Origin of the sequence: Croceivirga thetidis, from assembly GCF_012272815.1 — a bacterium.
In the GTDB taxonomy this organism is placed as follows: domain Bacteria; phylum Bacteroidota; class Bacteroidia; order Flavobacteriales; family Flavobacteriaceae; genus Croceivirga; species Croceivirga thetidis.
The window spans coordinates 107,989-128,428 of the sequence record NZ_JAAWWL010000001.1; the positions used below are offsets into that span (position 1 = coordinate 107,989).

General features: G+C 40.9%; 19 protein-coding genes. 4 read left to right on the plus strand and 15 right to left on the minus strand.

The window, feature by feature from the left end; all coding sequences use genetic code 11:
* Positions 1 to 22: 22 nt before the first annotated feature.
* From ftsZ to HCU67_RS16755, 13 genes are all read right to left on the minus strand, one after another.
* A complete protein-coding gene (ftsZ, locus tag HCU67_RS00465) occupies positions 23 to 1,969 on the minus strand; it encodes a cell division protein FtsZ (protein WP_168550649.1) in 1,947 nt (648 codons plus the stop codon).
* A 25-nt stretch (positions 1,970 to 1,994) separates the two neighbouring features.
* Positions 1,995 to 3,326, minus strand: a complete 1,332-nt coding sequence (gene ftsA / locus HCU67_RS00470) for a cell division protein FtsA (RefSeq protein WP_168550650.1) — start codon at positions 3,324 to 3,326, stop codon at positions 1,995 to 1,997.
* Positions 3,327 to 3,328: 2 nt separating this feature from the next.
* The gene (locus HCU67_RS00475; protein WP_168550651.1) at positions 3,329 to 4,048 is read right to left on the minus strand and encodes a cell division protein FtsQ/DivIB; all 720 of its coding nucleotides are present in this window, start codon (positions 4,046 to 4,048) and stop codon (positions 3,329 to 3,331) included.
* Positions 4,038 to 5,390 (minus strand): UDP-N-acetylmuramate--L-alanine ligase, encoded by a 1,353-nt coding sequence (gene murC, locus HCU67_RS00480; protein WP_168550652.1) that lies wholly within the window; start codon positions 5,388 to 5,390, stop codon positions 4,038 to 4,040. Before murC ends, HCU67_RS00475 begins: the two co-directional genes overlap by 11 nt.
* Positions 5,387 to 6,475: an undecaprenyldiphospho-muramoylpentapeptide beta-N-acetylglucosaminyltransferase gene (murG, locus tag HCU67_RS00485; protein WP_168550653.1), complete on the minus strand. Its 1,089-nt coding sequence runs from the start codon at positions 6,473 to 6,475 to the stop codon at positions 5,387 to 5,389. The genes murC and murG overlap by 4 nt, the downstream gene beginning before the upstream one ends.
* Positions 6,462 to 7,673 carry an FtsW/RodA/SpoVE family cell cycle protein gene (locus tag HCU67_RS00490; RefSeq protein ID WP_168550654.1) on the minus strand — a complete coding sequence of 404 codons (1,212 nt, stop codon included), beginning with the start codon at positions 7,671 to 7,673 and terminating at the stop codon, positions 6,462 to 6,464. Before HCU67_RS00490 ends, murG begins: the two co-directional genes overlap by 14 nt.
* A gap of 2 nt (positions 7,674 to 7,675) precedes the next feature.
* Positions 7,676 to 9,010 (minus strand): UDP-N-acetylmuramoyl-L-alanine--D-glutamate ligase, encoded by a 1,335-nt coding sequence (murD, locus tag HCU67_RS00495; RefSeq protein ID WP_168550655.1) that lies wholly within the window; start codon positions 9,008 to 9,010, stop codon positions 7,676 to 7,678.
* 1 nt (position 9,011) lies between these two features.
* A complete protein-coding gene (gene mraY, locus HCU67_RS00500; protein WP_168550656.1) occupies positions 9,012 to 10,232 on the minus strand; it encodes a phospho-N-acetylmuramoyl-pentapeptide-transferase in 1,221 nt (406 codons plus the stop codon).
* Between the two features lie 6 nt (positions 10,233 to 10,238).
* Entirely contained in the window at positions 10,239 to 11,702 is a 1,464-nt protein-coding gene (locus HCU67_RS00505) for a UDP-N-acetylmuramoyl-L-alanyl-D-glutamate--2,6-diaminopimelate ligase (RefSeq protein ID WP_168550657.1), read from the minus strand.
* On the minus strand, positions 11,699 to 13,681 hold the full coding sequence (locus tag HCU67_RS00510; RefSeq protein ID WP_246865676.1) for a penicillin-binding protein: 1,983 nt from the start codon (positions 13,679 to 13,681) through the stop codon (positions 11,699 to 11,701). The genes HCU67_RS00505 and HCU67_RS00510 overlap by 4 nt, the downstream gene beginning before the upstream one ends.
* 27 nt (positions 13,682 to 13,708) lie before the next feature.
* On the minus strand, positions 13,709 to 14,026 hold the full coding sequence (locus tag HCU67_RS00515) for an FtsL-like putative cell division protein (RefSeq protein ID WP_168550659.1): 318 nt from the start codon (positions 14,024 to 14,026) through the stop codon (positions 13,709 to 13,711).
* Positions 14,027 to 14,128: 102 nt separating this feature from the next.
* Entirely contained in the window at positions 14,129 to 15,037 is a 909-nt protein-coding gene (gene rsmH, locus HCU67_RS00520) for a 16S rRNA (cytosine(1402)-N(4))-methyltransferase RsmH (protein WP_168550660.1), read from the minus strand.
* Positions 15,012 to 15,485, minus strand: a complete 474-nt coding sequence (locus HCU67_RS16755) for a division/cell wall cluster transcriptional repressor MraZ (protein WP_168550661.1) — start codon at positions 15,483 to 15,485, stop codon at positions 15,012 to 15,014. Before HCU67_RS16755 ends, rsmH begins: the two co-directional genes overlap by 26 nt.
* Positions 15,486 to 15,683: 198 nt before the next feature.
* Between HCU67_RS16755 and HCU67_RS00530 the strand changes: the two genes are divergently transcribed.
* The 4 genes from HCU67_RS00530 (at position 15,684) to HCU67_RS00545 (ending at position 18,855) form a co-directional block, all read left to right on the plus strand.
* Complete coding sequence (locus HCU67_RS00530) at positions 15,684 to 16,448, plus strand: alpha/beta fold hydrolase (protein ID WP_168552014.1); 765 nt, start codon at positions 15,684 to 15,686, stop codon at positions 16,446 to 16,448.
* A gap of 110 nt (positions 16,449 to 16,558) precedes the next feature.
* The gene (yihA, locus tag HCU67_RS00535) at positions 16,559 to 17,161 is read left to right on the plus strand and encodes a ribosome biogenesis GTP-binding protein YihA/YsxC (RefSeq protein ID WP_168550662.1); all 603 of its coding nucleotides are present in this window, start codon (positions 16,559 to 16,561) and stop codon (positions 17,159 to 17,161) included.
* Between the two features lie 9 nt (positions 17,162 to 17,170).
* A complete protein-coding gene (locus HCU67_RS00540; protein WP_168550663.1) occupies positions 17,171 to 18,052 on the plus strand; it encodes a helix-turn-helix domain-containing protein in 882 nt (293 codons plus the stop codon).
* A gap of 74 nt (positions 18,053 to 18,126) precedes the next feature.
* A complete protein-coding gene (locus HCU67_RS00545) occupies positions 18,127 to 18,855 on the plus strand; it encodes a pirin family protein (RefSeq protein WP_168550664.1) in 729 nt (242 codons plus the stop codon).
* Positions 18,856 to 18,895: 40 nt separating this feature from the next.
* Here HCU67_RS00545 and HCU67_RS00550 read toward each other — a convergent pair whose 3' ends face one another.
* Together HCU67_RS00550 and HCU67_RS00555 are read right to left on the minus strand one after the other, a co-directional pair.
* A complete protein-coding gene (locus tag HCU67_RS00550) occupies positions 18,896 to 19,255 on the minus strand; it encodes a GTPase (protein WP_168550665.1) in 360 nt (119 codons plus the stop codon).
* 14 nt (positions 19,256 to 19,269) lie between these two features.
* Complete coding sequence (locus HCU67_RS00555; protein ID WP_168550666.1) at positions 19,270 to 20,337, minus strand: tyrosine-type recombinase/integrase; 1,068 nt, start codon at positions 20,335 to 20,337, stop codon at positions 19,270 to 19,272.
* Positions 20,338 to 20,440: the final 103 nt, after the last annotated feature.

Below are 20,440 nucleotides of genomic sequence, written 5' to 3' on the forward strand. Positions count from 1 at the left end.
AGAAAGGGAAATTTAAACACTACTAATCAACATTATCGTGAAGAAATGAGTTGTTTGAGCGTAACTGCATTTCATCGTTACTATCCTCACCTAGTGAAGTTCTAGATAGCTTTTGCTCTTTAGGTTTTTGCTCAATATCAACCCCCTGTCTTTTATAGGCAGGCTCCTTTTCAATCTCATCAATGCTGTTCACATTGTTGTTCTTGAATTTATAATTGAAGTCTTTAAGCTTCTTTTTACGCTCATCAGCCCTCTCTTTAAGCAAGTCACTTATAGAACTATTAAAAGGGTCTACTTTCTCTTCAGCCTCAGCATGGGTTTCCTCAACAGCTACGGTCTTCTTTTCCAATTTTAATTCCTCTTCCAGAACAACCGGCTCATCTGATTGAGCAGACACCAATTGAGATTCCAACTCCATGTATTCTTCTAGATCATATCGCTTTTCGGCAACAGGCTCCGCCAATACCTCCGGAGTAACCTCATCATAGTCTACTTCAATGTTTTTTATTGAATCGGTCAGATCAAATTCAATTGGTGTTTCTTCGACCTTCTTCTCCACCTCTTTAATTGGCAAATCGAATGTAAACGCGAATTGTTCTTCTTGTGAATCCACAGGTTCAACAACTATTGCATCTTTAACTTCAATATCAAGAATGTCTTTTGATTCAATGATGATAAAGTCATCTTCAGAAACCGGAACGTCAATTTTTTCTTCCACTTGAGTTGCTTCTACGGTTACTTCCTCATAAAAAACAAAAAGGTTCTTTATCTGATTGGTTGTTGGTATCAACTCATTTTCTTTCGGTTCTTCTGGTAACTCTTCCAATTGGTGCTTAATAACAGGCTCTTCGATGCCAAGTGGTTGGTCAATATCCAACTTACGCATTGGTTTTTCACCACCAGTTAAATCGTGAACCGCCTTTTGTTCATCCTCAAGGGTATGAATAATTTTCTTTGATTCCGTATTTACAATATCATCTTGCTGATCTATATGAAAACCCGTAGCAATTACGGTTACTGCAATCGCATCACCTAAGCTTTCATCTTCCCCGACACCCATAATAATATTGGCACTATGACCGGCTTCAATCTGTATATGATCATTGATTTCACCAATCTCGTCTATGGTTATTTCTTGTGCACCTGAAACGATAAGCAACAATACGTTCTTGGCTCCTGTGATTTTGTTATCATTCAATAGAGGCGAATCCAAGGCTTTCATTATAGCTTCTTGTGCTCTTGAGGAACCCGACGCCTGTGCTGAACCCATGATGGACGTTCCACTATTTGAGAGAACCGTCTTTGCATCCCGTAAGTCAATATTTTGGGTATAATGATGCGTAATAACTTCGGCAATGCCCTTAGCTGCCGTGGATAACACCTCATCTGCTTTTGAGAATCCAGCCTTAAAACCTAAGTTACCATAGACCTCTCGTAATTTATTGTTATTGATAACAATAAGTGAGTCAACATTTGCACGTAACTTTTCAATACCCTCTTGGGCTTGTGTACAACGCATTGCGCCTTCAAATTGAAATGGTGTAGTGACAATACCAACGGTAAGGATATCCATTTCTCGAGCTAGCTTCGCAATGATTGGGGCAGCACCCGTACCTGTTCCACCTCCCATACCGGCAGTTATAAAAGCCATTTTAGTAGAGGTCTCCAACATTGCCTTAATGTCTTCCAAGCTTTCGATGGCAGCTTGTTCCCCTATATCGGGATTTGCACCCGCTCCCAATCCTTCGGTCAATGATACCCCTAGTTGAATCTTATTAGGTACCTGACTATTTTGAAGCGCCTGTGAATCTGTGTTACAGATGACGAAATCAACACCATTTATACCCGACTCAAACATGTGGTTAATTGCGTTACCGCCACCACCACCTACACCAATAACCTTGATGACATTGCTTTTGTTCTTGGGGAGATCGAAATTAATACTATCCAATTCGTTGCTCTTGCTCATTTTATTAGGTTTTTGTGGGGTTTTCTTATTCTGCGTTATCTAAAAATTCCTTCAATTTTTCAGACCATTTGTCGAAAATTGATTTACGTCCTTTTTGCTGTGCTCTAGCCAAGGTTTCTGCCCTGGAATCAACGTCTTTTGGGGAAGCTTCCTTCTCTTTATCTTCTATCTCCGGTTCAATTTGAATTGGCTTTCGGTCACCATCTATGGCCTTCATTAAAAGACCAACTGCCGTAGCGTATAAAGGGCTTGCCACTTCCTCGTCAGAATCACCAGCCAAATGTTCGTTAGGATACCCTATTCTTGTATCCATTCCAGTGATGTATTCCACTAACTGCTTAAGATGCTTTAGCTGGCTACCACCGCCGGTCAAAACAATGCCTGCGATTAATTTCTTCTTCTGTTCCTCGTGCCCGTAATTCTTAATTTCAACATAGACCTGTTCCACTATTTCCACGACACGGGCATGAATGATTTTGGAAAGACTTTTAAGTGTGATTTCTTTGGGTTCACGACCACGTAAACCAGGTATTGATACTATCTCGTTATCCTTGTTCTCTCCAGGCCATGCCGAACCAAATTTCATCTTTAATAACTCGGCTTGCTTTTCAATGATGGAGCAACCTTCTTTGATGTCTTCGGTAATTACATTGCCACCAAAAGGTATTACAGCAGTATGGCGAATTATACCATCTTTAAAAATGGCCAAATCAGTTGTACCACCACCTATATCAATTAAAGCAACACCAGCTTCCTTTTCTTCTTGACTCAAAACGGCATCTGCAGAAGCTAAAGGTTCCAAGGTAATATTACCAAGATCTAAGCCGGCACTTTTAATGCATCGGCCAATATTCTTAATTGAGGAAACTTGACCTACAACAACATGGAAGTTAGCTTCCAATCTGCCCCCGTACATCCCTACCGGATGTTTGATTTCAGATTGTCCATCAACCCTATATTCCTGCGGTAACACATGGATGATTTCTTCACCTGGAAGCATCACCAGTTTGTAAACTTGATTGCAGAGTCGCTCCAAATCATCTTCATTGATAACCTCTTCTGCATTCGGTCTTGTGATGTAGTCACTATGCTGCAAACTGCGAATGTGTTGACCGGCAATACCTACAACAACAGAACCTATTTTCAGTCCAGCATTTAGTTCGGCTTGCTCCACAGCCATCTGTATCGATTCAATCGTTTGGGTTATGTTATTAACTACCCCACGATGAACACCAAGGCTTTTGCTTCTACCGGAACCTAAAACCTCTATTTTCCCATATTCGTTCTCACGACCTATTATGGCCACAATTTTTGTTGTTCCAATATCAAGGCCGACCGAAAAATTTTCTGCTTCCATAGTTATAGTTTTGTGCATACTACCTGATTATCAAATTCTAAACTTATCGCCGCGTAGGCGTTCAAGGTTTTGTCTTTTGTTGCCTTTAAATAAAAGGCGATAAAATTTTTGAACTTGTGATCCAAATCTTCTGCACCACCCAACCGAACCTCAAAGTTTTCAAGTCGCAATTTTAGAATGTAACTGCCTTTATCTTCGATATGGATTCCTATGATATTTTTTCGTAGAAACTCATCAAGATTGACATGCTCCAAAATTTTATAAACGTCTTTGAGGGCCTCTCCGGAAATCTTGCCTGTAATCAGCGGAACGCGTGCTGAGTGATACTTTGACAACGGCATACGTTCACCAATGTCATCCAGATAAAACTGGTCAACTCCCGCAATACGGGCAATAGGTTTCCGTAGTTGAATTTCTGAAATAAGCTCCCCCTTAACCGAAAGGTAAACTTGGGCATTTTTGACCATAGGATTGGCCTCAATGACCTCCTCTATATCGTTCAAAATTATCGCATCCTTAGACCTATTTTTTACGCTACCATGATTTTGTATTAACAATTTATTAACCGCTTCTTCGGTTAGGTATAAATTATTGTCACCCAGAAATTTGATCTGTATATCTTCAATAGATTTGCTATTTACCCGATAATTGGCAAAGCCAAACAGACCAGCCAAGACCAATAACAAAACAATAATTTTTATAGGTATCCAGTTAACTCGCATGCGCTAATACTTTTTTAATCTTCGGCACTTCAAGACCTATGTCGCCAGCGCCAAGTGTTACCAAAACATCTGTTTTACAATTAGTTATCTTTTCAATTAAATTGTGCTTCTCAACCAACTCTTTATTGGGATTGTCAATTTTATCCAACAACCAAGCAGAAGTTATACCCGCAATCGGTTCTTCTCTTGCTGGATAGATTTCCAACAAAATAACTTCGTCAAACTGCCCAAGTGATACTGCAAAATCATTTGCAAAATCTTGTGTTCGTGAATACAAATGGGGCTGAAAAACAACAGTTACCTTTAGATTGGGATGCATCTGTCGAATGGCCTGATGAACCGCCTCAATTTCAGTTGGATGATGCGCGTAATCGTCAATAAAAACAAAATCGTTTTCCCTAATGTGATATGTAAATCGGCGTTGCACTCCTTTAAAGGTCGAAAGGGCTTTTACAAGGCGGTCGGTGGGGCATTCAATTTCGACCGCCATTGCAAAAGCTGATAATGCATTAAGTAAGTTATGCTCGCCGGGTTTATAAAATTTAATATCAGTCAAAAACTCCGTAGGCGTTTGTATATCGAATACATAAGAGCCATCTTCGATTTTGATATTTTTGATACTATAATCAGAACCGTCTTCTATACCGTACGTTAATCCTTCCAGAGGTAGGCCATTACGTACAATCAGTTTACCATTCGGAACAATCTTATTTACAAAATCTTCGAAGGCTGTTTTCAATTCATCATGGGAACCGTAGATATCTAAATGGTCAGCATCCATGGAGGTTATACTGGCAATATCTGGAGAAAGCCTCAAAAAGGAACGGTCAAATTCATCGGCTTCAACCACGGTATATTTTTCACCTTCAAAAACAAAATTGCTATTAAAGTCTTCCGAAACACCACCTAAAAAAGCAGTAAAAGGAAAGTCACATTCTGCCAAAAGATGCGCTAAGATACTTGTCGTAGTGGTCTTACCATGGGTACCTGCTACTGCAAGACAAATACTATCTTGAGTAATCAAACCTAATACCTCTGAGCGCTTTTTTATGTGAAAATCATTGCCTTGAAAATAGCGAAGCTCTACATGTGAATTTGGCACTGCAGGGGTATATACCACAAGAGTGCTAGTACTATTTTTAAATGGAGTTGGAATAGCCGCAACTGCTTCATCAAAATGGATTTCGATACCAAGCTTTTCCATTTCATCGGTAAGTGGTGTACGGGTTTTGTCATACCCGGCAACCTTTTTTCCAATGAACTGAAAATATTTTGCCAAGGCTGACATGCCTATGCCCCCAATGCCCACAAAATAAACACTATGGATATCCTTCAGGTTCACTTTAATAATTTTTCAATTTCATCCACTATCTCTTCCGTTGCTTTTGGTTTTCCCAATTGCTTGATATTGTTTGCCAGTTCTTTTTGTTGGTCTGGAGAATCTAGTAGTGTTTTAAAAATCGTCTCAAAATCAGAATCAATAGTTGACTCTTTTAATAGTATTGCTGCATTCTTCTCGACCAGGGCTTCAGCATTTTTTGTTTGATGGTCTTCCGCAACATTTGGAGATGGAATGAAAATAGTAGGCTTACCTACCAAACACAATTCAGAAACTGACCCTGCACCGGCCCTTGATATGATAATATCGGCTGCAGTAAAGGCAAAATTCATTTTGTTGATAAAGGCCAAGACCTTGACTGTTTCCGATTCAAATCCCTTGTATTCATCGAAATAGAGTCTACCACACTGCCAAATCAATTGAACATTCAACTGTTCGAAAAAATCCAACTTTTCTGCAACCAATTGATTGATTCTTCTTGCCCCCAAACTACCTCCAAGAATTAAGAGTGTTTTTTGGTTTGGATTTAATTTAAAATGCTCACTTGCAGTTTCGCGTGTCACATTCAATTTTACCAAGTCTGCGCGAACAGGGTTACCGGTTTTGACCAATTTCCCTTTCGGGAAAAAGCGCTCCATACCGTCATAAGCAACACAAATTTTTGCAGCATTTTTTGCCAGAAGTTTGTTCGTAATCCCAGCAAATGAATTCTGTTCTTGAAGTATATAGGGTATTTTGGAAGATGCAGCAGCTTTTAAGGTTGGGCCACTTGCAAAACCACCTGTTCCAATAGCCACATCGGGTTTAAATCTTCGTATAATCCCTCTTGCCTTTAACAAACTTTGAATCAGTTTTATAGGAAATAATAGGTTCTTGATGGTCAATTTTCGTTGTAGTCCACTTATCCAAAGACCTTTGATTTCATAGCCCGCTTTTGGAACCTTTTCCATTTCCATTTTATCCTTAGCCCCAACAAACAAAAACTCGGCATTGGAATGGCGTTTTTTCAATTCATTGGCAATGGCTATGGCAGGATAGATATGTCCTCCTGTACCGCCCCCTGATATGATGAATCTATAATTGCCCACTCAATACTTCTAAAGGATTACTTTCATCGATGGTCGCAGTTTTACGCTCCTCATGTTGCTTCTTATCGCTCGCGCTTAATATGATTCCAATAGCCAAACAGGTCATCCAAATAGATGTACCACCTCTACTTATAAGTGGCAGGGGTTGACCTGTCGTAGGAAGCAATCCTACGGAAACTGCCATATGGAATAGGGCTTGGAACACAATCGGAAGTCCAACACCAATGACGACAAGCTTTGAAAAAATGCTTTTAGCCGAATTGGCGACAACTACAATTCTAAATAATAAGAGTAGATAAAAGAACAGTAATGCAAATCCTCCAGCAAGGCCATATTCTTCAACAACAATTGCAAAAATGAAATCTGAGTCACTTTCAGGAAGAATGTTTTTCATTACACTTTTCCCCGCCCCTTTACCAAGTAATCCGCCCTCGGCAATTGCCATTTTGGCCTTATCCAATTGTGTGAGAATCTGCCCATCGGTTTGATTCTGCTCGCCATTCCAATAATTCTCTATTCTATTTTTCCAAGTAACCGCCCTCGAAGATGGAATTACATCAGGATTCGTGAATAGCACAAACAAAAACATACCTGCAACCGCAATACCTGAAATCAGTATCCTGGCCAGATGACGAATTGGATAACCGCCTAAGAAACATAGCAATAGTGCCAAAAAACCGACCAAGGCCGCTGTAGAAAAATTAGCAGGAAGAATGAGTCCAACAACAAGAATTATGGGTAACCATAATGGCACAAAACTTTCGTTGAAACTAATATCCTTATCTCGAACTTTTGTTAAATAACGGGCTATCCAGACCATCAAAACCACGGATGCCAAAGTTGAAGTCTGAAAGTTCATACCGATTACTGGAATTCGAATCCAGCGGTTGGCCGAAGCTGCACCGATTGTGGTTTCTACGGTAAGGGTATAGGCCAATAAAAGCAATACAATAGGCATTGCTATTAACGAAAGTCCTTTAAAATAATGGGTAGGGACGCGATGCACCACGAACATTATGGCAAAGCCCAAAATCCAAAGCAAAGACTGCTTAATCATCAAATAACCAAATGAGGAGCCCTTATTAAAAACTTGTTCGGCAGTGGCGCTGTAGACCGGCAAAAAGGAAAATAACGCCAATAGGGCAATGATGCCCCAAATAGCTTTATCTCCACGTAAACCTTTTGCTAGTCTAAACATGATTATAATTTTCTAATTGCTGCTTTAAATTGATCGCCTCTGTCTTCGTAATTCTGAAACAAATCAAAACTTGCACAGGCAGGCGACAACAGAACAGTATCGCCACGCTCTCCAATTTTATAGGCCATCTTAACGGCTTCTTCCATTGAAAAGGCCTCCACCATAAAATCCATGACGTTACCAAAAGTGTCTTTTAGTTTACTGTTATCCATACCCAAACAAATAATAGCCTTTACCTTTTCGCGAACCATGGGCATCAGTGAAGAATAATCATTGCCTTTATCTACCCCACCAACAATCCATACTATTGGTTTTTTAACTCCTTCAAGTGCGTAATAGGTTGCATTTACATTCGTTGCCTTAGAGTCATTGATATATTCAACGTGGTTGATTTTCAGAACTTTTTCCAATCGATGAGGAGCCCCTTGAAACGTCTGAATACTCTGGCGAATGGTTTCTTTTCTAACATTCACCAACAGCGAGGCAAGACCGGCTGCCATGGCATTCTTTACATTGTGCTGACCATCCAAGGCCAAAATATCTGTACTCATTTCAAAGGTTTTTGGTTCTACTTTTATTTTAATCATTCCGTTCTCTACCCACGCTCCAAATTTCTGTGCTGACTGCAACGAAAAAGGGACTAATTTGGATTGAATAGGGTTGGATTTTAACCAGCTGACGATTACTTCGTCATCAGCATCATAAATCAGGTAATCGTTTGAATCTTGATTCATCGCAATTCTGAATTTGGAGGCAATGTAATTTTCAAATTTGTAGTTATAGCGGTCCAAATGATCAGGTGTGATATTGGTAATAATTGCAATCTTCGGTTTAAAATCAACTATCCCATCTAGCTGAAAGCTGCTGATTTCAAGCACATATTGGCTAAAATCATTTTCGGCGACCATTTTGGCAAAACTGTCACCAATATTTCCGGCCATTCCAACGTGCGAACCACCATTTTTTACCAAATGATGTGTCAGCATTGTGGTCGTGGTCTTACCGTTACTACCCGTAATTCCAATGATTTCGGCCTTCGTGTACCTAGTGGCGAATTCTATTTCAGAAATTACCGGTATTCCCATTGCAACCAGTTGCAATACCAGTGGAACAGTATCTGGAATACCCGGGCTCTTCATTACCAAATCGGCATTTAAAATCCGTGCTTCGGAATGCTGTTTTTCCTCCCATTCAATCTCAATATGTTCAAGAACTTCTTTGTATTCTTTTTTGATTTCGCCTTTGTCAGAAACAAAGACTTCAAATCCTTCTTTTTTTCCTAAAATGGCCGTTCCTACTCCACTTTCTCCCGCACCAAGCACGACCAACCGTTGCATCCTATCTTACTTTTAAGGTCACAATGCTCACAATGGCCAAAAGAATTCCTATAATCCAAAAGCGGGTAACAATCTTACTCTCATGGTATAGTTTCTTTTGGTAATGATGGTGTAATGGCGCCATTAGAAAAATTCGACGACCCTCACCGTATTTCTTTTTGGTATGCTTGAAATAACCCACTTGCAGCATGACCGAAAGCGATTCAGCAAAAAAGATTCCGCATAAAATGGGAATCAATAATTCCTTTCGAACAATGATTGCAATGACAGCTATAATTCCACCAATGGTCAGACTACCCGTATCGCCCATAAAAACCTGTGCCGGATAGGCATTATACCAAAGAAAACCTATCAAGCCCCCAACAAAAGCGCCGAGAAATACAACCAATTCACCCACCCTTGGGATGTAGAATATGTCCAGGTAATCAGAAAATTCGATATTACCCGATACCCATGCAAAGATGGCAAGGGTCATCACCATAATCGCTGATGACCCCGCAGCTAATCCATCGATACCATCTGTTAAATTTGCGCCATTGGAAACCGCAGTCACTATGAGTATGACAATCGGTATGAATATGAGAAAGGCATAGTCTTCGGCCCCCTCACCCATCCAAGAAATAAATTCGGTGTAATCCAATTCATTGTCCTTAAAAAAGGGAACATTGGTCCGTAGTGCTTTGGATTCTTCGCCGTATACTTTTTCAACTTTAAAATCAGTTGTAATTCTAGAGCCATCTTTTTCTTTAATGGTTACCTCTGGATGGAAATAAAGTATAGCACCAACCAACAGGCCAAGAACTACTTGCCCCATTATCTTGAACCTACCCTTGAGTCCCTTTTTGTCCTTCTTGAAAATCTTAATGTAGTCATCTATAAAGCCGATGATACCCATCCAAACCGTCGTGAGGATGAGGAGGATAACATATATATTACCTAAATCACCAAATAACAGTACGGGAATTAGGGTGGCAAGAATAATAATGATACCGCCCATGGTAGGGGTTCCGGCTTTCTGTGTTTGGCCTTCAAGACCTAAATCACGAATACTCTCACCTATTTGCTTCTTCTGTAGAAAAAGAATTACCCGTTTACCATAGACCATGGCCAATAGCAACGACAGGATAACTGCCATACCAGCCCTGAACGTAAGGTATTGGAACAATGAGGCACCCGGTAATTGGTACGCTTCTTCCAAATATTCAAATAGATAGTATAGCATTGGTCTTTATTTCTCTAATTCGTTTAAGGCGCTTTGAACTTCTTTGAAATCATCAAAGTCTGTTCGAACACCATTTGTTTCTTGATAGGTTTCGTGCCCCTTGCCCGCCACAAGGATTATATCGTTGGTCATTGCGAGTTTACAAGCCGTTTTTATAGCCTGCTTTCTATTTTCTATTGCGATTACCTTTCGCACATTCTGGGGCTCCACACCCGCTTCCATTTCCTCAATGATTTTAGTAGGTGATTCGCTTCGCGGATTATCAGAGGTAAAAATGGCCTGGTTGCTCAGCTCGGAAGCAATATGACCCATAACCGGGCGCTTAGAACCGTCACGGTCACCACCACACCCCACAACGGTGATGACACTTTCATTTCCAGTTCTCAACGTATTGATAGTGTTCAACACATTTTTAAGCGCATCCGGTGTATGGGCATAATCAACAATAGCAGTAATTTTCCCTTTTGATACGTAATGCTGAAATCGACCGTCAACATTTTCAAGTTGACTGAGCAATTGCAGCAGTTCCATTTTTTCAAGACCGAGTAATGTGCCAGTAGCATAAATGGCCAGCATATTGTAGGCATTGAAATTGCCTATCAGTTTTGACCAAACTTCATTATCATCGAGCTTTAGTAATTGTCCATCAAGTTGATGTTCCAAGATTTGGGCCCTGAAATCAGCAAAGGATTTTAGGGCATAGGTATGTTTTTTCGCTTTGGTGTTTTGCAACATGACCATACCGTTCTTGTCGTCTAGGTTCGTCAGTGCAAAAGCAGACTTAGACAGTTCGTCAAAAAGCACTTTTTTGGTATCGCGATATTCTGCAAAGGTTTTATGGTAGTCTAAGTGATCATGCGACAGATTGGTAAATACAGCACCGGCAAAAGTTAGACCTTTGGTCCGCTTTTGGTGAATACCGTGTGAACTCGCTTCCATAAAGCAATACTCTACTCCTGCATCGTTCATCAATTTCAAATGTTTATTGATGGTCAACGCATCTGGTGTGGTATGCGAAGTATCGTATTCCTTTTTATCCACCTTGATTTTAATCGTTGAAATCAAGCCAACTTTGTACCCTGCCTTTTCAAAAAGATTGCTCAACAAGGTGGTCACGGTGGTTTTTCCGTTGGTACCCGTTACCCCAACCAGTTTGAGGTTTTTTGAAGGATTATCATAAAAGTTACTCGCCATAATGGCCAAGGCCTCATTTGAACTTTCAACCTTTAAATAGGTAATACCATTGACCAATAACTCTGGAAATTCTTCGCAAACGATTGCCTTTGCCCCAGACTCGACAGCCTTTTGAATGTATTTATGACCATCAGTTATTAAGCCGCGTACGGCAATAAAGGCATCATCCATCTCAACCTTTCTAGAGTCAAAATGCAAGTTGTTCACCAAAACATTGGTATCACCGTTTACAGCAGATAGCCGTACCCCAAACAATATGTCTTTCAACAATTTCATTGTAGCGTTAGGGTTATTTTTTTGACTTCGTTCAGGGCAGTTCCTTTTTCAACGGATTGCTCTACCACTTTTCCATTGCTTTGCAACGCGACTTCAACCCCTAAGTTTTCTAAAAGGGAAACCGCATCCATACCGCTCATACCCAATAGATTGGGCATCTTTTTAGTCTCTTCTTGAGCTTTGGCGTAATAATCTTCGTATTTCTTGTTCAGCTCCTCGTTTTCAGGAATATCCACTTCAACCTTATCGATTACTGGCGAGGAGAGGTATATTTTTTTGGCCATTGATTTGAAAACGGGCCCAGCAACATCTGCCCCGTAAATGCCCTTTTCTTGATTGGGTTCGTGAATGATAACAATGCAGGAATACTTAGGATCATCAGCTGGAAAATACCCTGCAAAGGAGGAGATATAGTCCCTATCGTCAGCATTCGCCCAATAATTCTTCCAGCTCGTACCGGTTTTCCCGGCCATGGAGAAGTTCGGGTCGTAAAGACCACTACCTGTGCCAAAGTCTTTCTCTACCACATCTTTCAATAAGCGCTGAACCTTTTTGATATTTTCAGTCGAGGCAATTGATTTGGACATCACTTCCTTTTCAAATTTTTCAACTTCGCGATTACCTACTCTCGCCTTGCTCAAAAATCGTGGACGTACCATTTCACCATCATTGGCAATGGCATTATAAAACGTAAGTGTTTGAAGCGGAGTAAGTGCAACCTCGTACCCTTGTGACATCCATGCCAAAGACAATCCGGACCAAAGCTTATCGCCAGGGTATCTAATAATTGGTTGGCCTTCACCTATTATTGGTAAGTCCAATTTCTTGTGAAGCCCAAAATTCATTAATCGATTGACGAATTTTTCGGGCTGGTCTTCATAACCATTGTTGATCATTTGAGCGAAAACGGTATTTGAAGAGACGGCAAAACCCTTTGCAATGGAAATTTGACCATAACCTCCCCAACGAGAATCTTTGACCAATTTATTGTAGACCTTCCAACGCCCTTTATGGGTATCTAAAATCTGGGTGGTATCTGCAACATTATCTTCCAAAGCTGCCAAAAGGGACATCAGTTTAAACGTAGATCCTGGTTCATGGGCTTCCCAAACAGCATAATTACGCAGCTCGATGTAGTTGCCATCTTCATCCTTGCCCAAATTGGCGATGGCCTTCACAGCTCCGGTCTCTACTTCCATCACCACTACACAGCCATGATCTGCATCGTACGCTTGAAGTTGCTTTTTTAGCTCATTGTGGGCGATATCTTGAAAATTAATATTTAAGGTGGTAAGCACATCTAGACCGTCTTGCGGTTCTACGATATTATTGGCACCCATTGGTTTCCATTGACCGCCACCACTCTTTTGTTCCATTCGCTTACCGACCACTCCACGTAGGAAGTCTTTACCAAAAGCACCATCAATACCTACACGGGTATAGTAGCCGTTTTCATCGACCTTTTCATAACCAATACTTCGCCATGCCATTTGACCAAGTGGATACTCTCGAACCACCTTGTAGTCAGATTTCATTCCACCTTTATAAGGATGGTATTTTAAAAGCGGAAAATTTCGCATTCTGGCGAATTCTGGATAATCGATATCACGCGCCAAAAGCACATGTCGCTTTTTATTGGCCCTGGCCTTTCGCAATTTTTGCAGGTAATGCGATGAAGGTTTACCAAAAAGAGTGCCTAACGAATCACAAAGGGCTTTGTGCTCATCTTCCCAAAGTTTACTCTTTGGGGTAAGTGCGTCTAAGTGTACCGTGTATTTTGCTACAGATGCGGCCAAAAGACTCCCATCATCTGAAAAAATATTTCCCCGAATGGGTGGTATAGTAGCGACGCGTTCTGTTTTCTCAAGGGCCCATTGCTTATATTTTTCACCTTCGACCGTTGAGACTCCAATAAGTTTGAAGGCTACTAGACCAGCGAAGATGACCATACCTACCACAATTAGGTATAATCGACTCATGATATTTTTATCACTTACTGGCAAGGGCTATTTATTCGATTTAACTACTATTTTTTGAGGAGGATTCTCAGAGGTTCGCAACCCACGTCCTTCTACACGTAAGGTCAGGGTCGATTCCATCTTCAATTGCTGTACATTTCTACGGTTGGCAAAAAACTCACTTCGCAGTGCCCGTACCTCTTCATTTAAGTTTGAAATACGCTTCACCTTCAAATCTGCCTGATGGCTACTTGAAATCATGAAAATGGCCAATAGGGAAATGAACAAGAGAAACCTCCAATTCTTAGGGGCGTCTCCGCTCACTAAAAATTTTCCCTTAAGTATGTCCAAAACTCCTTTTTTCATTTATTGGTTCTTTTTATTCATTCTTTCAATCGAAGCAAAACCTTATTCTACATCCCCCGACTTGGCTTTGCCAAGCCACCCCCTTTCATTAGGGGGATTGAATTATATTTTTTCTGCTACTCGAAGCTTTGCACTTCGCGCTCTGTTATTCTTTTCTATTTCTTCAGTTGATGGTGTAATCAATCCGTTTATTTTTTTCAGCGGAACATCAATGTTTCCATAAAAATCTTTCTCTGCCTGACCTTCGAATTTTCCATCACGTATAAATCGTTTTACCAATCTGTCCTCTAGGGAGTGATAGCTAATTACACTCAGTCGCCCTCCTTCTTTCAACACTTGGGGCACTTGCTCCAAAAACTCCTTCAACACGTCAACTTCTTCGTTTACCTCAATTCGTATTGCTTGAAAGAGCTGTGCAAGAATCTTGTTTTCCCGCATTTTTGGTATAAACCGTCGCAACGCGGTCTTCAGGTCTTCGGTAGTTTTTATGGGGTTGGAATTTCTTTCTGCTACAATTTGATTTGCCAAGGCCTTCGCGTTTCGGAGCTCACCATATTCCTTAAAAACACGGGTCAGCTCATCGACTTTATAGGTATTGACCACTTCAAAGGCACTTTTACCGCCCTTCTGGTTCATACGCATATCCAATTCTGCATCAAAACGAATGGAGAATCCTCGTGAGGCTTCATCAAACTGATGTGAAGACACCCCGAAATCCCCTAGAATTCCATCAACTTCAGTAATGCCATAGAACTTTAAAAATCGTTTGAGGTATCTGAAATTCTCATTAATGAGCTGAAACCTCTCATCTTCAATTGCATTGGCGAGGGCATCTTCATCTTGATCAAAGGCGACCAATCTTCCTTCTGGCCCGAGCCGTCTCAATATTTCTTTTGAATGTCCACCTCCACCGAAGGTTACATCCACATAAACACCATCTTCTTTAATGTCAAGACCATCTACCGATGCTGCAAGCAAAACGGGATCATGGTAACGGTTGCCCTCCTCCATTGAAAATTTCTTCAGAAATTTCGTCGTAACGCTCATCGCTCATTGAGTCAAGCATGCCCTCATATTTGGCCTTGTCCCAAATTTCTATGACCGTGTGCGCCGCGTTCAAAACCACCGCTTTGCCCAGACCCACATGGTCAAACAATACTTTGGGTATCTGCATTCGACCGCTATCCTTATCAATGGTGACATCATCTTTTAAGCCTGCGGTGAATTTGCGCAGCCATATCCTAAAGTCTTTGCCTTTATTGGGGTGGGACATGACCTGCGCCATCATTTCATCAAATTTTACTTGGGGGTAGAGTTCCAAACAATCCTGATCTATGGAACGTTTGATAACAAAATCATTACCCATAAAGGGCATGAGTTTGTTCTTTAGCGATGTCGGCAGGGTTATACGCCCTTTGGCATCGGCCTTACATTCATATTGTCCGACGATTGATGTCACTCCGTACTAATAATTGCAATTATTACCCAAATATGGTAATTATTTTGCAGAAAAAGCCACTTTATACCACTTTGTTAATAAATTTTCCACTAGAATTTCTAAAAAACAGTTTGATTGGAAGCACATCGCGCTGAAAAACAGCAGTTACATTCATTAGTGAATTACCTATATTTGCGCTTCGATTTCGAACCAGACCAAATGGAGGACCAAATCATTAAAGAGGGTAAATTCCGATACATTGAGCATGGAGAGGGCACGCCCATAATCATCCTTCACGGTTTGATGGGCGGACTGAGCAATTTTCATGGGGTAACCGACCATTTTCCGGCCAAGGGCTACAAGGTTTTGGTACCTGAACTGCCCATCTATGACATGCCCATGTTAAAGACCACGGTAAAGAATTTTGCCCAATTTTTAGAAGAATTTATTGACCACAAAGGGTTTGATGAAGTCATTCTTTTGGGGAATTCACTCGGAGGTCATATTGGTCTGTTACATACCAAAATGTTTCCTGAAAAGGTTAAGGCATTGGTCATTACCGGCAGTTCTGGTCTCTACGAAAGTGCCATGGGCGACGGATACCCAAAACGCGGGGACTACGAATTCATCAAAAAGAAGGCCGAAGACGTTTTTTACGACCCTAAAGTGGCCACCAAAGAAATAGTCGACGAGGTTTTTGCCACGGTCAATGACCGTATGAAATTGGTCAAGACTTTGGCCATTGCCAAAAGCGCCATACGTCATAACATGTCGAAAGACCTGCCTAAAATGAACACGCCAACCTGCATTATTTGGGGCAAGCAAGACAGTGTAACCCCACCTAATGTGGCCGAAGAGTTTCACGAACTCTTACCCGATTCCGATTTATTTTGGATTGACAAATGCGGTCATGCTCCCATGATGGAGCATCCTGATGAATTCAATCAGGTATTGGACGCTTGGTTGGAGCAACGCGGTTTTTAGATTAGGGTAAACGACCTATACTTCAATACTATTTTTCAGACCTTAAGAACGCTATCTTTGTTTTAGGAAATTGTTTTGCGACATACGTTCAATCTGTAGTACAGCAACCAATGAAAATAACCTCTGCCGAATTTGTAATGAGCAATAGCGATGTGGCCAAGTGCCCCAACGAACCCTTGCCCGAATACGCCTTTATAGGTCGTTCAAATGTGGGGAAGTCTTCGCTCATCAATATGTTGGTCGACAATAAGAATCTGGCCAAAACATCGGGCAGACCAGGTAAGACCCAACTCATCAACCATTTTAAAATCAACAAAAATTGGTTTTTGGTCGATTTGCCCGGTTACGGTTACGCGAGGGTTTCCAAAAAAGAAAAGAAAACCTTTCAGAAGTACATTACCCAATATTTTTTAAAACGCAAACAATTGGTCTGTGGTTTTGTGTTGGTTGATATACGCCATACCCCACAACCTGTAGATTTAGAATTTATGGAATGGTTGGGAACCAATGGTATACCGTTTGCCATTATTTTCACCAAAGCGGACAAGCTTAAATCTGAAGAAATTGAGCAGCATGTTTCGAAGTATCTGCAAATTTTGTTGGAAGGAGCTTGGGAAGAAGCTCCACCCCATTTTGTGACCTCATCGACCAAGCACATGGGCCGCGATGCACTCTTAAACTACATCGGTCAAATCAACGCCGAAGTCACCTAATGGTCACCCATGGATGCTGTAAAAACCTACCGTAACATCAACCGTTCAGATGCCAATGCAAGTTTTGGCATTTCGCGAATGGAAGACATTTTTGAAAACCGGAAGGGAGCTCCCGATGCGCCACATCGCCATGATTTCTATACCGTTCTATTTGTAAAATCGGCCAAAGGTCAGCACCGCATTGACTTCAACTCCTATGCACTGGATAAAAATCAGGTCTATTTTATAAGTCCAGGGCAAGTACATCAATTGATTGAAGATGAACAATCCATAGGCTATTCCCTAGTGTTTTCAGAAGAATTTTTAGTCTTAAACCAAATCTCGGTTTCGTTTATCGAAGATATCAACCTCTTTCAAGACAGTGGTGCCAACCCACCGCTTTCTGTTGATGACACCTCATCTCAGGCCTTGGCAACATTGACCGAACAAATGCTAATCCAATTCAGCAGCAGCCACAAATACAAGTTTGAAGCCCTTGGCGCTTTATTGAAACTGTTTTTGATTCAATGCCACTCCCTTTGTTCGTTGAACGAATTGGATGTGCAGACCCAAGAAACAGGTGCTAACCTCGTGCGTAATTTTAAAAAATTGGTACATACCAAATACAAAGAATGGCACCATGCCAATAGCTATGCAGAAGCATTGCATATTACCCCAGACCATTTGAACCGGGTCATCAAATCATTGACGGGCAAGACCACGAAAGAGCATTTGCAGAGTAGGATCACTACGGCTGCAAAACGACTTTTGTACTTCAGTGAATTGTCGAACAAAGAAATCGCCTTTGAACTAGGGTTTTCAGAGCCCGCAAATTTCAGTGCATTTTTTAAAAAATGTACCGGGATTTCACCCAGTGCGTTTCGCGAGGAACCCAATATCGGATTTTCATAAGTAGCTCCCGTTTTTTCATATTCCCAAAGCCGTTTCGGTAAGCGAAATTTGTATCAAACAAAAAATAAGAACAGATGCAAACGGTATTACATAAAGCAGACACAAGAGGCTACGCCGACCATGGTTGGTTGAAAAGCCATCACAGTTTTAGTTTCGCTGGCTATCAAAATCCGGAGCGAAACCATTTTGGGGTGCTTCGCGTATTGAACGACGACCAGGTTTCTGAAGCCAAAGGTTTTGGAACCCACCCACATGATAATATGGAAATTGTATCCATACCCCTAGAAGGCGATTTGGAGCATAAGGACAGTATGGGCAATACCACGGTTATTCGCGAAGGCGATGTACAGGTGATGAGTGCAGGTACAGGAATTTACCATAGCGAGTACAACAAAAATGCGGACAAACCGGTCAAGTTTTTGCAGATTTGGGTATTTCCGAACAAGCGTAATGTTGAACCACGTTACGACCAAGTTTCAATTCGGGATATTGAAAAGGAAAACCAATTCTATCAGGTATTGTCCCCAAATACGGATGACGATGGGGTTTGGGTACACCAAGATGCCTGGTTCCATTTGGGCAAATTTGAAGAAGGTTCATCAGACACTTATAAGATTAAAAAAGAAGGCAATGGCGTATATGCTTTCGTGTTGGAAGGTGATGTTGAAATCAACGGACAGCAATTGCAAAAACGCGATGGTTTTGGAATCTGGGAAACCGATAGCCTAGAATTCTCTGCAACCTCAGACAGTAGGGTATTATTGATGGAGGTACCTATGGCCCTACCAAGAATTGGCGGATAGGCCGCTCCGTTAAATCCCCTTTCTAAAATGAGAGGGGATTTTAACTTCTCTCGTTGATGAGCGCTATCAGTTCTTCGACCGACAGCACTTGATTTAATTCGTTGGTTGAAATCAAGACTTCAAGCCCCCCTACCCCTTCAGCTAATACAATCGGAAAATCGAATTTATAGCCAAACTTACTGGCATAGGTTTTGGTGAATTCATCTTTATGCAAGAAGACGAGCTCATGTTTACTTTCTTTGCGAAACTTTTTCCACGTGCGGTTTTCTGTAAATACCCCATAGGTAATCTCACAGAGCTTACAATCGTAGGTTTTTGGGCTAAAAATTTTGTGCATACTATCGAGTATGGCATTGCGGGTACTTGAATTCGCGTTATAGACAAAAAGGAATTTCTGCATTGAAATTTTACTGATTAAAGGGCGTCTAAAGGACTTTGAATTTTTGATAAGCTACGTGGGGTAACCTTGGTGTACACTTGAGTGGTCTTGATTGAATTGTGGCCCAACAATTCTTGAATAAAGCGCATATCGGCACCAGACTCTAACAAGTGGGTGGCGTAGCTATGGCGAAGACCATGAATTCCAATTCTTTTTTCAATACCTGCTTTTCGCATGGCGGTCTTAAAAATGTTTTGAACGCTTGCTTTTGAATATTGACCCCCATACTGACCTTCGAAAAGATAAGTTTCAGGTTTAAATTCTATATAATAACTTTTGAGTAACGGAAGCAAAGTGACCGGCAGAGGCACATATCTGTCTTTTTTTCCTTTAGCGCCTTGTACATGGACCATCATACGGTCGCTATCTATATCAGAGACTTTGAGATTGACAACCTCAGAAACCCTGAGACCCATACCGTAGGCCAATTGCAATGCCAACAAATGCTTTGGGTTTGAGGTCTCTGAAAAAATTCGCTTTACCTCTCTTTTACTGAGGGTTTTTGGCAGCTTTTGCGGCTTTTTTGGTCTGGGAATATCAAAAAACATCTTAGGTTGGTGCAGTACCTGTTCGTAGTAGAATTTTATAGCATTAATTTTTCCGTTCAACTTTCGTTCGGCCATGCCCTCCTTTTCTACACAGTACAAAAAGTAATCCTTTAACCGTTTTGGAGAGAGTTTGTCTACAGGAAAATCCTTTAATAGCGTGAGCAAATGCTTAAATTCACTTAAGTACTGCCGTACGGTGTTCGGACTATACTTTTTAAGTTTTAATTGCTCATGCATCAAAAGAAATGCCTGACGGTTGGCAGGGTTTATTTTTATGACTTTGCCCTCGACAGCAGTTTTTAATGGCAGTTGCAAGGCTTTTCGAACACTGGGTAAGTCTGGCAAATACCATGATTTTTTTGTGGCGCTCCATTTAGCGGAAGGAAAACGTGACCTCAATTCATCTTTAAGCGTTTTATCAAATTTGAACTGCACGAGAATAACTGCTTTTCCTCGATGTTGGTCAAATTTGTATGTATAGTTAGCGTATATCACTTAGGCAATTTGTATATATTTTCTGAAATTATATATTTTTTATATACAAATTACCTAAGTTGATTAAAATTTGTTTTTAAGTCCTTACAGGGCTTACCGTAGA